Source organism: Roseixanthobacter pseudopolyaromaticivorans, assembly GCF_043195145.2.
Taxonomy (GTDB): domain Bacteria; phylum Pseudomonadota; class Alphaproteobacteria; order Rhizobiales; family Xanthobacteraceae; genus NCEH01.
Genome location: NZ_JBAFWQ020000003.1, coordinates 171,813 through 185,462, shown reverse-complemented (window position 1 = coordinate 185,462; position 13,650 = coordinate 171,813). Strand labels below are relative to the sequence as shown.

Genomic DNA, 13,650 nt, shown 5'->3' with positions numbered 1-13,650 from the left:
GACTCGTCGCCTTGCGAGTTGTCGGGGATGCGCCCTGGACCGTGGCTGGGGATCGACGTGAGGGTTCCTGCCATTGGTGGCGGTCCGTGGTTCCGGCGGGCGCCGGCGCGGCGCCGTCGGCGTGATCGACCTGCGTATGCCGGATGTCCGCGAGCGGGCGTGAACGTCGGTGTCCCGACTGGCGGTGGCCGGGACGGGGAGCGAGTGCGGCGGTGCGTGTCCTGCCTGGCGCGGGCGTGGCGTGGCCTGGTGGCAGGGGCTCCTGTGGTCGGTGGCTTCGAAGCCCATCCCCTCCTCTTTGCCGCCTGTGTCCGGGTCTCGGCCGCCTAGTGCCGTCAACCCCGCTGGCCACCCCACGATGCGGGCATCGCGGGGACCCCGACCGGGGGTTCCCCTGCGCTGCGGTGACGACGGCGTCCGGCCCCTTCCTTTGGGCGTCATCGGGGATGGTCCCCGAGCAACCTCAAGGAGACTTCACATGGCCACGATCGCAACCCTCACCCAGAAGGCGGACGGCAACCTCGAAGGCACGCTCGCCACCCTCAACGTCACCGCCCCGATCGCGCTGGTGCCGAACACCCGCAAGGCGAAGGACAACGAGCCTGACTACCGCGTGATCTCGCGCAAGAACGGCTTCGAGCTGGGCGCCGGCTGGAACCGGATCTCGAAGACCACCGGCGAGGAGTACATCTCGGTCTCGCTCTCGGCCCCCGAGTTCGGCACCATCTACGGCAACGTGGCGCCGGCGCCGGGCGAGGATCCCGCCAAGAAGGTCATCATCTGGAACCCCGCCAGCTGACCCGAAGCCGCCGGCCCCGCCCAACAGCGGGGTCGGCGCTCAGTCTTTGAGTTGACAGCCGTCAACTCCGCCGTCCCGCAGCATCCTCCGGATTGGCCGCGAGGAGATCGGAGCGCTCGCGGTCAAAAAGTTGACGGCAGTCAACTCGGACGGACCGGCCTTGTACGGTTCAGACCAAGCGAGCGGCAATCAAACTCCGTTCCTGCCATGCCTCCGGGCGCCTTCCTTGGTTGGCCTTCCTGGAAGGCGCATTTGCAAAGATGCGCCCCGATGAGGCTAGTCCGTCACCGCGCGCGCTGGCTGGTCCGGTGCCGGCTATGGACGTGCCGGGATTGCGATTGTGAAGTCGGGCATGCCTCGTCGCCTTGCGCGTTGTCGGGGATGCGGCCGAGACCGGGCCACCGGTTCGACGTGAAGGCTCTCGCCGAGGTGGCGATCTGCGGTTCAAGCGGGCGCTGGCGCGGCGCCGTCGGCGGGATCGTTGTGCGTATGCCGGATGTCCGCCAGCGGGTGTGAGCGCCGGCGTCGCGACTGGCAGTGGCCGGGACGGGGGGCGGGCGCTGCGGTGCGGGTCCTGCCTGGTGGGGGCGAGGGCGGGGCATGGCCTGGTGGCAGGGGCTCCTGTGGTCGGTGGCTTCGAAGCCCATCCCCTCCTCTTTGCCGCCTGTGTCCGGGTCTCGGCCGCCTAGTGCCGTCAACCCCGCTGGCCACCCCACGATGCGGGCATCGCGGGGACCCCGACCGGGGGTTCCCCTGCGCTGCGGTGACGACGGCGTCCGGCCCCTTCCTTTGGGCGTCATCGGGGATGGTCCCCGAGCAACCTCAAGGAGACTTCACATGGCCACGATCGCAACCCTCACCCAGAAGGCGGACGGCAACCTCGAAGGCACGCTCGCCACCCTCAACGTCACCGCCCCGATCGCGCTGGTGCCGAACACCCGCAAGGCGAAGGACAACGAGCCTGACTACCGCGTGATCTCGCGCAAGAACGGCTTCGAGCTGGGCGCCGGCTGGAACCGGATCTCGAAGACCACCGGCGAGGAGTACATCTCGGTCTCGCTCTCGGCCCCCGAGTTCGGCACCATCTACGGCAACGTGGCGCCGGCGCCGGGCGAGGATCCCGCCAAGAAGGTCATCATCTGGAACCCCGCCAGCTGACCCGAAGCCGCCGGCCCCGCCCAACAGCGGGGTCGGCGCCTCGCAAATCCGATCAAGCCGTCACCGATCCGCTCTGGCGGGGCGTCGCCGGGGAAGCGCCGAACGGCCAAGCGAAGAGCGCCAAAGGCGATGTCCACGAGAGAATTGACTCTGGATGGCCAGAGCGTTTGCCGACGCCTCGCGTCGTTAACCTTTCATTAACCCAAAAAGCCTTGCCGCACCGTTAGAATCGGCTCTAAATGCGGTTCTACGTCAGAAGTGGCGTTGAAAGCGCATGTGCGGGAAAAACGAATGGCCGACACTTCACGCGCCACCGATGCAGTTGATGACGTCGACTCGCTCATCATGGAGCATGGTCGCGATCTATCAGCAAAGCTGCAAGCGCATTGGCTTGAGCATTTCCCGCCCGTGGCGGAGAAGTCGCTGCGGTCGTTTCAGTTAAGTGAGGTAGCCCGATTCCTTGGGGTGAAGCCGGGCTATCTCCGAAACCTGTCGCTCGAAGGCAAGGGGCCGGCTCCGTCGGTGACGCCATCCGGCCGCCGCTCGTACAGCGCTGAGCAAATCCTAGAGCTTCGCCAGTACCTCGACGACAATGCCAGAGCCAGGAAGCGCTATGTTCCGCATCGCCAGGGCCCCGAGCATCTCCAGATCATCGCGGTTGCCAACTTCAAGGGAGGAAGTGGAAAGACCACGACGGCCGCCCATTTAGCTCAACATCTTGCGCTGGCCGGTCATCGCGTTCTGGCCATCGATCTAGACCCTCAAGCGAGCCTGACGGCGCTTCATGGCCTTCAGCCCGAGTTTGATGTCGGCCGCAATGAGACGCTCTACGGCGCAATTCGATATGATGACGAGCGGCGCCCTCTCTCGGATGTCATCCGGAGGACGAACTTTGCCGGGCTCGATATCGTGCCTGGCAACATCGAGCTGATGGACTTCGAGTATGACACTCCGCTCGTATTGGCGACGAAGGAAAGCGGCAGCATGGGCCGCCAATTCTTCGCGCGACTGGACGAGGCACTCGGCCCGGTAGCAGACCGGTACGACGTCGTCATTCTCGATTGCCCGCCGCAGCTCGGCTATCTGACCATGATCGCCCTGTGTTCAGCGACCGCCCTGCTCGTCACCGTGCATCCGCAGATGCTCGACGTGATGTCCATGTCTCAGTTCCTGCAGATGCTCGGAGACGTCATGGCGCATCTGAAGAAAGCCGGCGGCAAGATGCAGTACGATTGGGTGCGTTACCTCATCACGCGCTACGAGGCGTCGGACCAACCGCAGACCGAGATGGTCACCTTCATTCGCACACGGTTCGGACGTCACGTCCTGACCAATCCGATGCTGAAGAGCGTCGCGATCTCCGATGCCGGCCTTACGAAGCAAACGCTCTATGAGGTCGAACGAAAGGAGTTCACGCCGAGCACATACGATCGGGCGATCGAGTCTCTCGACGCGGTCAATGGAGAGATCGAGGGGCTGATCCACAAGGCCTGGGGGAGGGGGTAATGGCACGCAAGGGACTGTTCTCCGCCTCACCTGAGAAAAAGTTGACGGCAGTCAACTCCGACGATGCTCCCGCGGTGCCGCAAAGAGTGTCGCCTCCGGCGTTCGCAACCCGAGGCGCTCTCGGTGCCGTCACGCGCTCTATTGACGAGTTGGCCGCGCGAGCAGACGCAGCCAGAGACCTCGAAGCCCGCCTCACTGCCGGCGAGACGGTAATCGATGTCGACCCGGACATCATCGACCCGCCCTTTATCGCCGACCGTTTGTCGCACGACGATGACGCGGACTTCCGTACGCTGGTCGCGGCAATCGAAGCGCGCGGTCAGGATTCCCCCGTGCTCGTCCGGCCCCATCCAAAGGAGAGCGGGCGCTATCAACTCGCGTTCGGGCGACGGCGTTGGCGAGCCTGCAAGGTGCTCGGACGCCAGGTCCGAGCCGTTGTCAAGAAGCTCTCGGATCGCGATCTCGTCCTCGCCCAGGGACAGGAAAACAGCGCGCGAGCGAACCTCTCATTCATAGAGCGCGCTCTGTTCGCCTGGCGGTTGGAGGAAGGGGGCTACGATCGCGAGACAATCATGAGCGCTTTGACCGTCGACAAGACGGTCGTCTCGCGAATGATCTCGGTGGTAAAGAAGATCCCGCTTGCGATCATTGAGGCTATCGGATCGGCGCCGACGACTGGCCGGGACCGATGGGTTGATCTGGCCACTGCTTTCGAGGCGGGTGTCGACATCGAGCAAGTGACCGATTTTCTCGCGTCGGCCGATGTGCAGGCGGCTTCATCCGATGAACGATTTGATCTTGTCTTTGGACTGATCTCGAATCCCCCCGTGCCGGAGGAGCCGGCAGCTCGCGCCGTCGCCAAGAAGGCGCATGGACAATACTGGTCCACACCCGCCGGCGTGCGCGTCGCACGCGTCTCATCGACCGACCGGGCATTCGTTCTGTCGATCGACAAACGCAATGCTCCCGGGTTTGGCGATTTCCTGCTGACGCAGATGGATCGCCTTTTCGAGACCTACAGCAACGAGAAAAAGGAGGACTGACCGACCGTACGAAGCTCACCGCAACCAGCTAGGAGCAACGCGGCAAAAGAAAAAGGCCCCCGAAACGGAGTTCCGGAAGCCCTTCTCGTTCTTTGGCGATTACGAGAATCACACTTCCGCGAATCACAGTCAAGAGTCTCGTGAGAGATTGAGCGCCGTTTCGGTGAGCAGATTTCCTTTGCCCTCATAGAGGCAGAGACATGGAACCACACCTATCGACGACGCCCTTCGGGCGGCGAACGCTGACGCTTGCCCATGTGGCAAATCAGGCGATCGCAAAAGCACGGCCGCTCGAAAAGGCGGTTCACAAATGGCACGTCTATCAGACGCTCTGCATTGCGAGGGTCACATTCGGCGTGTCCGAGCGCGCGCTGTCGGTGCTCAACGCGCTACTGACGTTTCACCCGGAGACCATGCTGACGGGGGAAGACCTGATCGTCTTTCCCTCGAACGATCAGCTGGCACGGCGGGCGCATGGCATGCCGGCATCAACGCTGCGCAAGCACCTGGCCGTCCTCGTCGACGCTGGGCTCATCATTCGCCGCGACAGCCCGAACGGGAAGCGATACGCCCGCAAGGGCCGCGACGGCGAGGTCGCGATGGCCTTTGGCTTCGACCTCGGGCCGCTCGTGGCGCGGGCCGAAGAGTTTGCGCAGATTGCCGAGGCGATCCTGGCGGCCGAGCGTGAGATGAAGCTCGTGCGCGAACGCATCACCATCTGCCGGCGTGACATCGCGAAAATGATCGCGACAGGCCTCGAGGAGGGCGTGCCGACGAAGCGGGCAGGGCAGGGTCCGGCGGACTGGGCGGAGATCCACGGGCTGTTTCGCGCGATCATGGCTCGGATTCCGCGAAGCGCCACACTCGCTGAGCTCGAGCCAGTTGCCGAGGAGCTCACCATGCTGGCTGATGAGATCCTTATGTTGCTGGAGGCTCATGCAAAAACAGAAAAAACGAGCACCAATGAATCCACATTTGAGCGCCACATACATAATTCAAATCCAGACTCCCTAATTGAACTTGAACCTGCTCTCCGAGAAGAGAGGGGGGCGAAGGCAGCGCCAGAACCCCAAACGCCGCGGATGCCGGAAGGGTCCTACCCCTTGGGGATGGTTCTCGACGCTTGTCCCGATGTTTGCGACTACTCCAAGTCCGGGATTTCGAACTGGCGGGACTTCCTGGCGACCGTTGCCGTGGTCCGGCCCATGCTGGGGATCAGTCCGAGCGCCTGGGAGGAGGCGCGGACCGTCATGGGAGAGGTTCAGGCTGCTGTGGTGGTTGCGGCGATCCTGCAGCGCGGTGCCGCGATCAATAGCGCCGGCGGCTATATCCGCGATTTGACGAAAAAGGCGGAAGCCGGAGGGTTCTCTCTTGGCCCGATGCTGATGGCGCTGATCGGCAGCAGAAAGCGCGACAAGAAGCGAGCATGACCCATGTCGAACCGCGGGAATAGCCGTGTAGTCGTCCGGCGACGCTCGGTAACCATCGGGTCGTTCCATTCGGTCGAGAACAACGTTCGTCTCGTGCCCGCACAATCGGACGGCTCGCCTTATGGAAGCCCATTAGGCTGCGGCGGTCTCAAATTCGGTCTCAAGCCCCTCGCGAGCCAGGCGGCCGTGATTCACGAGCAATGTACGAATCGTCAGGGGCGAGACTTCGAAGTGTTCGGCAACGTCCTGTTGATTTTCCATAGAATAATCGTCGCCGAGCATCGCATCGACAACCTCGAACGGGCTGAGCAATTCTGCGGCGAAGGACCGTTGAACTTTCTGTCGGTAGGTGTAAGCGCGAGTCGCGGGCAGAAGAGCTCCGCTCGGCGGTCTGGCAAGACGATCGCCCAGAAGCCGTGCAAGTTCAAAGCGGCGCCCAGTCCGCCATTTGGATCGAAGAACAACCCGGCCCTGAGTGGGCTTTTCGTCGAGCGCGAAAGAGATAGATGCCCCGCCTCGAACGTCCGGTATGATTGCGCGAACAACGCCCGCCATCTCAGCTAACTGGACATCCGTAAGCGGACCCTCACCGAGCCGGTGGTGTTCACGAAGGGCACGGGCCGCCGTGGCTCCTGCTCTGTAAGCGGGGGTCAGACCGCTGCGCTTCGGCACTTCAGTAGCTGGTAGCCGAATGACATCGCGTGGCGAGGCATCGAAACCGCTCCTCTGAGCTGCTTCACGAAGGTCGTCCCCGGTCAAAAGCTTGCCGCTTTGGCCGTGTTCCGCTGCCAGCTCCTCAACACCAGACAACCCAAGATCCTCGATGTCGCGAACCAATTGATCGACAAGTTGCTCCTGGGAGTCAGGATCCTGACCCAGCAGAGCCTCCAATTTGCGAGTGCGTACGAAAGCTGGTGTTTTACGCTCTGCAATTACGCCCGACCAAACTGTCTGGAGATTGCTGTCTTCGATGCCGGCCCAGCTAAGGCGCTCCAACACCTGACTGAGGAACAGGTCAATGCCAGCCTCGAACTCGCTGGCGGGCAGGATGACCGCGTGATCGGTGATGTAGCGGAAAGGCGTTTGGGGGCGTTCCGTCGTGGGTTTCGAAATCAATGCGGTTCGTTCGCCATCGGAGAAAATCGTCAAATTTGGCCAGATATACCCCGATCCAATTGTCGTCAGACGATGGGCGTAAGCCCAATCCTTGGAATTTGAGCGTGGCTCCCAACGCAAACGCCACCAATTCCAGGCGAGCCACTCGGCGAGGTGGTAGGCAGAGAGTAGGGGCGCTTGACGCAGCCTATTGGCTAGGACGTCGTTGCCTTCTGTCAGCCAAAGATCATGCGCCTTGATGCCAAGCGCAGAAAAGCATGCACGCTCCTCCGGCGACCCGGCATCGAGTTGCTCCCATTCGGCAGCTATTGACCAACTGACAGGCATCGTTGCTTCCAAATATCTCTTACGTAGTCGCGCAGATCGTCCTCTTCTTCAAGACGGTAGCCGTGATATACCCCTAACGTAGATGGGTCAGTTTTGCCTCATAAACCTCGCCATCTTCGTCGACGCACCAGATGAATTTTGGAAAACCATTGTAGGCGAGTTCGCTGACTGCTCCTCGAGAAATGCCTCGACGCATTAGCTCGCTGGCTTGCTCCAACCGGATCACCTTAAGAGCGTCACAAAGCGACTTTGTCGGCCGCGGATTGGTTCTCTCTAGGCCGTAGTCCGCTGGGTTCCTCTTATGATGGCCGCTGCCACCGTATCGCGCATTGACCGCAAGCTCGGCTTTCCGTTCGTCTGTCAGGAAGCCTTCGCGCGCTATCCGTCGCTTCGGATTGTTGCCAGGTCGAGCCATGCTTAACTTGCCTCAAGACGCCTTGGACCGTCAGCTTATCAGAGGTGCCTTCCAATTCCCGAAAAATCAGCGGGCAAGTCCGTGAAGTGGCTCGCTGGGCACGCACCGGCAAGGTCGGAGCATGCTTCGGCCGACGCTACAATCCTGCCGCCTTGGTGAGGTTAACGCGGAAGCGGTCGCGCCGGCGCTGGTAGCGCCGGGTCATCTCGGCCGAGGCATGGCCGAGCTGCTTCTGCACGTAGCGCTCGTCGACCTCGGCCGAGGAGGCGAGGCCGGCGCGCAGCGAATGCCCAGCGAACTTACTCTCTCGTTCGCCCTCGCTCAGATCCGGCCGCACGCCGGCGGCGAGCGCGGTGCGCTTGACCAGCCGCGCCACCTGCTGGTCGGTGAGCCGATCCGGGCCGACGTCCTTGCCCTGGCCGGTGACCCGCCGGAATAGCGGTCCATGGGGAATTTTCGCCAGCTTGAGCCAGGTTTGCAAGGCGACGACCGGGCAGGTCGAGTCCGAGGAGCCGCGGCCGATCTCGACCTCGCGCCAGCCGTTCTTGCCGCGTAGCGTCACCAGCATCCCCTTGTCGAGGATCTCGACCCAGCCGCGGCCGTCCTCGGTTTGATCGCGGCCGGCATCGAGCGCGACGATCTCGGACCGCCGCAACCCGCCGGCGAAGCCGAGCAGCAGCATGGCGCGGTCGCGTAGGCCGCGCAGCGTGCCACGCTCGAGCGTCTCCAGCATGGCGATGACGTCCTCCGGCAGCACGGCTTCCTTCTGCACCGGCGGCCGGCCATGGGTGTTGCGGATCCCCGCGAGCACGGTGGCGATATGGCGGTCGGCGCGGTCGAGCGGCGTGCCGCGCTGGGCATAGTTCCAGGAGAGGGCCGACAAACGCCGCTCGATCGTGCCGACGGCGTTCGGCTGGCGATCGGCGGTTGCCGCACCGGAGGCGCAGGCGGTGATGTAGAGCCCGACCACCTGCGGGTCCGGGGGCAGGGGAGACAACGCCTGGCGCCGGCACCAGGCGGAAAAATGCTTCCAGTCGGCGGCATAGGCGCGGCGGGTGTTGGCCGAGCTCGCTGCTTCGGCATAGTCGCGGGCGCGATCGGCGAGGCGTTCGAGATGGGCGGGCAGGTCGGCCGACGGCTGCGGCGCGGAAATGACGACGGGTGGCGGCGCTGCAGGGGAGGGCGGCGCGTGCTCCTGGGCGTCGTTTTCGGGGCTCGGAGGGCTCGTTTCATGCATGCTTCTATATAAAGACAGAAACGAATGATAATGCAACATTATCGGTCGTTCTTATCTAACGACAAGCGCGGCGGTTTAGGCGCTATTCTATGGCATAAAGCGCCGTGCCGCGTTACGCTGCAGCATGGCTCCGCGCGCGCGACTCGTTCCCGATCCCCTTCCGATGTTCCCGGCGTTTCCCGGCTGGGCGCGGTCGCTGGTGACCGAAGAAACTGTTGAAGACACTGGGTTTCTGGCCGGTGCGGCGCTCGCGGCGCTGCACCCGATCGCCCGCCACGAGCACCCGATTGGCATTCTCTGGCGCCAGCGCCTCGCGTTATCCTGCGCGGCGGCGCTGGCGCGCCAGAATGGCCGCACCGAGGACGAAGCGGCGCTGCGCGACCATTGGTATCTGCGCCGCGAGGGAGACGATCCGGGACCGGCCGGGCAGCTGCTCAAGGCCTGGCGTGCCTTGGGCGAGCGATCGGCGATGGCCGCCGGCGACTGGGAGCTCAAGCTCGCGGCGCTGCTAGTACACCGCTACGACGACGCCCTGCAGGACGTCCTCGCCTTCGCCACCGACCAACTCAAAGGGCAGGGGAGCGCGGTGCGCGCCGCGGCCGCTGTCGCCGCAACCAGCCTGCGGTTTCGGCCCGACAGCCGGCCGCTGGCGCTGTGGCTTGCCGACGCGGTCCTGGCACATCGCCTCCGGTGGCCGGCGCCGGTGCCCTTGCTCGCCGCGCACCTGAGGCGCGCCGACTTCCGTCACGCCGCCGCGCATGTCGATGGCGACAGCCGCTGGCTTGCTGCCTGCAGCCTGGCCTATGCCCGGGGCGCGGCCACGGCGGCAGATCTGCACGCCGATCTCGCCCGGCGCGCCGACAGGCTCCTCGCCGCGGCGCCGCAGCTGCGCGGCAAGGACGCCGACATGATGGTGGCGATCCTGCTCAGCGAGGACGCGCAGCCGGCCAAGACGGGCAAGGCCGCGAGCGATCGCTCGAGCCGGCGGCTGTTCGAGCGCCTGGTTGCGCTCGGCGGGGTGCGCGAGCTCACCGGCCGGCCCGCGTTCCGGCTCTACGGGCTGTAGCCTATGGCCCGGCGCGCGCGAACCAAACAGGATTTTGACGCCGAGCTTTCCGATCTGCCGCCGGAGCTGCGCTGGCGCGAATGGATGGGGCGTGTCGAAGCGGTGATCTTCGCCTCGCCCGAGCCGGTCGGACGCGAGGTGCTGGCCCGCGTCGTCGGGCGCGACTGCAATCTGGACCTCATTATCGACGACATCCGCGGCGAGCTGCGTGGCCGGCCCTACGAGCTGGTCTCGGTCGCCGGCGGCTGGCAGCATCGCACCCGGAAGAGCTTTGCCGACGCGATCCGCGTCGCGACCGGAATGGGGGCGCAGGACCCCAAGCCTCTGTCGCAATCCGAGGCACTGGTGCTGATGTGCATCGGCTACTTCCAGCCGATCACCCGCGGCGAGCTTGGCCAATTCTTCGGCAAGGAGGTCAGCCGCGACACCATCGGCCATCTGCGCCGTCTCGGTTTTGTTGCCGCCGGGCCGCGCAGCCCGACGCCCGGTGCGCCCTATACCTATGTGACGACGCCGGCGTTCCTGTCGCACTTCAGCTTCGACACGCTGCGCGATCTGCCGGACATGGAGGCGCTTGAGGACGCCGGCCTGCTGAGCAAGGACAGGCTGCTGGCGGGGGATTTCCCCGTCGCGGGAGGCGACGTGCTCGAAGACGATAGCCAGAGCGACGATGATGAAATCGGTCTGCCTTTCGCGGCGCTCGGGTCAGAGGCGGACGGCGAGTAACCGGAGCCAACGAGCCTGCGTTCCTTCAAGAGATGACCTCTATGAAGAGGTTCGAATCCCGCTCCGCCCGCAAACACCGCCGATTGCACGCCATGGCGCGATATTCTGCGAGATAGCTACCCGATCACCGCCGATTTCCGCTCGGACGCCGGGAACCTGCAACCGGGGCTCGACGCTGTCCGCCCGTAAGTACTTGCGCACGGTGTTCCTCGAGAGGCCGGTGCGGCGGGATATCTCTCGGATCGAGCGACGACCCCGATGATGCCAGCGCCTGATGACGCTCAATAACTCCATGTCGATCACTCCGCTGTCCCCCGCGTATGCCGCGTGAGAGGTGGTGAAAACATGGGTCACCTCTCGATGGAAAAATCCGAGCCTACCGGGTCAACTCTCAATGGAAATCAACAGCTACTGGAACACTCTCTATCTCGAACCGGCCTTCGCCAAGGTCAACCGGGAAGGCTTCGCCACGCCGCCCGATGTGATCAAACACATCACCCCGCTCGGGTGGCAGCACATCAGTCTCACCGGCGATTACATATGGACCTCGACAGACAGCCTCAATCTCAGGCCGCTGCGGCGCGAAACATCCATCCTCGCGGCTTGATCGCCCCATGTTCTCAAACGTCGGACAGATCCATCACTTTCGTGGCGTGACACCTTCATGGACGCGTGTTGCCTAATATGAAAATATAATATACCCCCCTATATTATTATAGGAGTTTTGGCGATGAATTCATCCCACGATCATGATCACGGGCATGCGCACGACCATAACCATGGCCGTTCGCTCAACGCCGCCCATGAGCATTTCTTCCTTGGCGACAACCACGAACGGAACGAGCGGCGCACGTGGCTGGTTATCGCGATCACCGCGACCATGATGGTGGTGGAGATCGTCGCGGGTAATATGTTCGGGTCGATGGCTCTAACGGCGGACGGCTGGCATATGTCCACCCATGCCGCTGCCCTCCTCATCGCTGCGCTGGCCTATCTCTACGCCCGCAAGCACGCCAGTAACCGCCGCTTTTCCTTTGGCACCGGAAAGCTCGGAGACCTCGCAGGTTTTGCGAGTGCCGTGGTGTTAGCGCTGATCGCGCTGCTGATCGGCTGGGAAAGTTTCCTGCGCTTCCAATCACCCGTCGCGATCAATTTCAAGGAAGCCATTATGGTGGCTGTCGTCGGCCTGATTGTGAACCTTGTCTGCGCGTGGCTTCTCAAGGACGACCACCATCACGGACATGACCATGGCCATGGCCATGGCCACGGGCACGCGGCAGGGAAGGATCAAAACCTTCGCGCCGCCTATGTCCACGTGCTGGCCGATGCCCTGACCTCTGTTCTGGCGATCGGCGCTCTGGTCTTCGGCAGCCTCTACGGCTGGCTATGGCTAGATCCGGCAATCGGCATTGTCGGAGCCATCGTGATCGCCCGCTGGTCGTGGGGGCTGATCCGCGACGCAGGCGGTGTGCTTCTCGACTACATTCCGCAGGGCGAAGACCTGCCGGAGGAGATTCAGGAGATCATCGTCAAGGAAGGCGCGGAGATCGTTGATCTTCACATCTGGCAGCTCGGACCTGGCCACCATGGCGCGATCGTCTCGATTGTTGCCGATCACCCTCAAACGCCGACTTACTACCGCGCAAAACTTGCCGCCATCCATGATTTGTCACATGTGACGGTGGAGGTCGAAGCTCGCGCGGCCTAGCCATCAACCGCTGCGTCCGAGGAGTACCCGCATGACCCACACCATCCGCGAGAAGCAAAAGCTGATCAACCGCGTACGCCGTATTCGCGGGCAAATGGAAGGCATCGAGCGGATGCTCGATGAGGAGAAGGGTTGCGTCGAGGTGATGCAGTCGATCGCCGGAGCACGGGGTGCGATGAACGGCCTGATGGGCGAGGTGATCGAAGACCACATCCGCATGCACCTTGCCGCAGAGGGGCTTACCCAGAGCGAACGAGATGACGGCGCAGCCGATCTGATCGACGTCGTCCGCGCCTATCTCAAATAAGGTTCGTAATGAAGAATGACTCACCCTGCACCGATGTCTGTCACTTCGATCCACGCAATAAATGGTGCTTGGTCTGCGGCCGGACGACCGATGAAATCAAGGCTTGGCGCAAACTGTCGCCCTACCACCGCACGATCCTGTCGGCCGAATTAAAACGGCGCATGAAGTGCCGGGCTGAACGTCCGTGAAGCTGCCGCTCGCGTGAAGATCGGCAAGACCGCGGTCTACCAAGCGCTCAAAACCGAGAAATCAACGGCATCAAAGCTCAAGCCGACGTGAGTTCTGCATGCGTTCTCAAAAGTCGGACAGATCCATCACTTTCGTGTCGTGACGCACAGCTAACAGTTCGCTCCTGGAACAGCGTTTCAATCAGCGGGCATTCCGCCGGTGTGCCGTCAGCACATTGCGCGACGGCGTCCTTAAGCACCCGCTCCATCCGTTTTAGGTCGGCGATCTTCGCGCGCACGTCGTCGAGATGGGCAGCGGCAACGGCACGCGCCTCCGCGCAGGGCTGGTCGCGTTCATCGACCAGCCGCAGCAGCTCACGGATTTCATCCAGCGAGAAGCCGAGCTCGCGCGCCCGCAGCACGAAGCGAAGGCGACGCTCATGCGCGGTGTCGTAGCTGCGATAGCCGCTTGCCGTGCGCGGCGGCTCAGGCAGAAGGCCGACCTTCTCGTAATAGCGGACCGTCTCCAGATTGCTGCCCGTCCGCCGGGCGAGTTCGGCCCGCTGCAAGCCCTTCACCCCAGTGTGGTCACGCATCGCAAAAATCCTCTTGACCCTGTAGTAACTACAGACCGCACCCTACGGC

Annotated in this window: 13 protein-coding genes and 2 pseudogenes; 11 read left to right on the top strand and 4 right to left on the bottom strand. The window is 63.3% G+C overall.

The genetic code is table 11. The features are described from left to right. The first annotated feature begins 478 nt into the window (after window positions 1-478). From V5F68_RS25830 to repC, 5 genes are all read left to right on the top strand, one after another. Window positions 479-799 (top strand): DUF736 domain-containing protein, encoded by a 321-nt coding sequence (locus V5F68_RS25830; protein ID WP_394016449.1) that lies wholly within the window; start codon window positions 479-481, stop codon window positions 797-799. An 837-nt stretch (window positions 800-1,636) separates the two neighbouring features. After that, entirely contained in the window at window positions 1,637-1,957 is a 321-nt protein-coding gene (locus tag V5F68_RS25825; protein ID WP_394016449.1) for a DUF736 domain-containing protein, read from the top strand. Window positions 1,958-2,248: 291 nt separating this feature from the next. Continuing rightward, on the top strand, window positions 2,249-3,463 hold the full coding sequence (gene repA, locus V5F68_RS25820; protein ID WP_394016334.1) for a plasmid partitioning protein RepA: 1,215 nt from the start codon (window positions 2,249-2,251) through the stop codon (window positions 3,461-3,463). Beyond that, complete coding sequence (gene repB, locus V5F68_RS25815) at window positions 3,463-4,506, top strand: plasmid partitioning protein RepB (protein ID WP_394016335.1); 1,044 nt, start codon at window positions 3,463-3,465, stop codon at window positions 4,504-4,506. The genes repA and repB overlap by 1 nt, the downstream gene beginning before the upstream one ends. A 200-nt stretch (window positions 4,507-4,706) precedes the next feature. After that, window positions 4,707-5,936, top strand: a complete 1,230-nt coding sequence (gene repC, locus V5F68_RS25810) for a plasmid replication protein RepC (RefSeq protein WP_394016336.1) — start codon at window positions 4,707-4,709, stop codon at window positions 5,934-5,936. Window positions 5,937-6,068: 132 nt separating this feature from the next. On the opposite strand, the gene V5F68_RS25805 is transcribed toward repC, so the two are convergent. Next, complete coding sequence (locus V5F68_RS25805) at window positions 6,069-7,379, bottom strand: hypothetical protein (RefSeq protein WP_394016337.1); 1,311 nt, start codon at window positions 7,377-7,379, stop codon at window positions 6,069-6,071. Window positions 7,380-7,930: 551 nt separating this feature from the next. After that, complete coding sequence (locus V5F68_RS25800) at window positions 7,931-9,031, bottom strand: site-specific integrase (protein ID WP_394016338.1); 1,101 nt, start codon at window positions 9,029-9,031, stop codon at window positions 7,931-7,933. A gap of 124 nt (window positions 9,032-9,155) precedes the next feature. On the opposite strand from V5F68_RS25800, the gene V5F68_RS25795 reads away from it, so the two are divergent. Further along, window positions 9,156-10,097 carry a DUF1403 family protein gene (locus tag V5F68_RS25795; RefSeq protein WP_509274733.1) on the top strand — a complete coding sequence of 314 codons (942 nt, stop codon included), beginning with the start codon at window positions 9,156-9,158 and terminating at the stop codon, window positions 10,095-10,097. Between the two features lie 3 nt (window positions 10,098-10,100). Further along, window positions 10,101-10,823: an SMC-Scp complex subunit ScpB gene (gene scpB, locus V5F68_RS25790; RefSeq protein ID WP_394016340.1), complete on the top strand. Its 723-nt coding sequence runs from the start codon at window positions 10,101-10,103 to the stop codon at window positions 10,821-10,823. A gap of 150 nt (window positions 10,824-10,973) precedes the next feature. On the opposite strand, the pseudogene V5F68_RS25785 reads toward scpB, so the two are convergent. After that, window positions 10,974-11,117, bottom strand: a pseudogene (locus V5F68_RS25785) (winged helix-turn-helix transcriptional regulator); the annotation flags it as partial. Window positions 11,118-11,223: 106 nt separating this feature from the next. Between V5F68_RS25785 and V5F68_RS25780 the strand changes: the two are divergent. From V5F68_RS25780 to V5F68_RS25765, 4 genes and pseudogenes are all read left to right on the top strand, one after another. Beyond that, window positions 11,224-11,430: pseudogene (locus V5F68_RS25780) on the top strand (Tn3 family transposase); the annotation flags it as partial. Between the two features lie 123 nt (window positions 11,431-11,553). Further along, complete coding sequence (gene dmeF / locus V5F68_RS25775) at window positions 11,554-12,531, top strand: CDF family Co(II)/Ni(II) efflux transporter DmeF (protein ID WP_394016342.1); 978 nt, start codon at window positions 11,554-11,556, stop codon at window positions 12,529-12,531. A gap of 31 nt (window positions 12,532-12,562) precedes the next feature. Further along, on the top strand, window positions 12,563-12,838 hold the full coding sequence (locus V5F68_RS25770) for a metal/formaldehyde-sensitive transcriptional repressor (protein WP_394016343.1): 276 nt from the start codon (window positions 12,563-12,565) through the stop codon (window positions 12,836-12,838). Window positions 12,839-12,846: 8 nt separating this feature from the next. Then, a complete protein-coding gene (locus tag V5F68_RS25765; RefSeq protein ID WP_394016344.1) occupies window positions 12,847-13,026 on the top strand; it encodes a DUF1289 domain-containing protein in 180 nt (59 codons plus the stop codon). A 77-nt stretch (window positions 13,027-13,103) separates the two neighbouring features. Here the strand turns inward: V5F68_RS25765 and V5F68_RS25760 are convergent, their stop codons facing one another. Further along, window positions 13,104-13,601: a MerR family transcriptional regulator gene (locus tag V5F68_RS25760; RefSeq protein ID WP_394016345.1), complete on the bottom strand. Its 498-nt coding sequence runs from the start codon at window positions 13,599-13,601 to the stop codon at window positions 13,104-13,106. Window positions 13,602-13,650 lie beyond the last annotated feature (49 nt).

What these genes read in the sequence shown, in the direction of transcription:
- V5F68_RS25830 (WP_394016449.1), top strand. Translation starts at nt 479, where the DNA reads ATGGCCACGATCGCAACCCTCACCCAGAAGGCGGACGGCAACCTCGAA.
- V5F68_RS25825 (WP_394016449.1), top strand. Translation starts at nt 1,637, where the DNA reads ATGGCCACGATCGCAACCCTCACCCAGAAGGCGGACGGCAACCTCGAA.
- repA (WP_394016334.1), top strand. Translation starts at nt 2,249, where the DNA reads ATGGCCGACACTTCACGCGCCACCGATGCAGTTGATGACGTCGACTCG.
- repB (WP_394016335.1), top strand. Translation starts at nt 3,463, where the DNA reads ATGGCACGCAAGGGACTGTTCTCCGCCTCACCTGAGAAAAAGTTGACG.
- repC (WP_394016336.1), top strand. Translation starts at nt 4,707, where the DNA reads ATGGAACCACACCTATCGACGACGCCCTTCGGGCGGCGAACGCTGACG.
- V5F68_RS25805 (WP_394016337.1), bottom strand. Translation starts at nt 7,379, where the DNA reads ATGCCTGTCAGTTGGTCAATAGCTGCCGAATGGGAGCAACTCGATGCC.
- V5F68_RS25800 (WP_394016338.1), bottom strand. Translation starts at nt 9,031, where the DNA reads ATGCATGAAACGAGCCCTCCGAGCCCCGAAAACGACGCCCAGGAGCAC.
- V5F68_RS25795 (WP_509274733.1), top strand. Translation starts at nt 9,156, where the DNA reads ATGGCTCCGCGCGCGCGACTCGTTCCCGATCCCCTTCCGATGTTCCCG.
- scpB (WP_394016340.1), top strand. Translation starts at nt 10,101, where the DNA reads ATGGCCCGGCGCGCGCGAACCAAACAGGATTTTGACGCCGAGCTTTCC.
- dmeF (WP_394016342.1), top strand. Translation starts at nt 11,554, where the DNA reads ATGAATTCATCCCACGATCATGATCACGGGCATGCGCACGACCATAAC.
- V5F68_RS25770 (WP_394016343.1), top strand. Translation starts at nt 12,563, where the DNA reads ATGACCCACACCATCCGCGAGAAGCAAAAGCTGATCAACCGCGTACGC.
- V5F68_RS25765 (WP_394016344.1), top strand. Translation starts at nt 12,847, where the DNA reads ATGAAGAATGACTCACCCTGCACCGATGTCTGTCACTTCGATCCACGC.
- V5F68_RS25760 (WP_394016345.1), bottom strand. Translation starts at nt 13,601, where the DNA reads ATGCGTGACCACACTGGGGTGAAGGGCTTGCAGCGGGCCGAACTCGCC.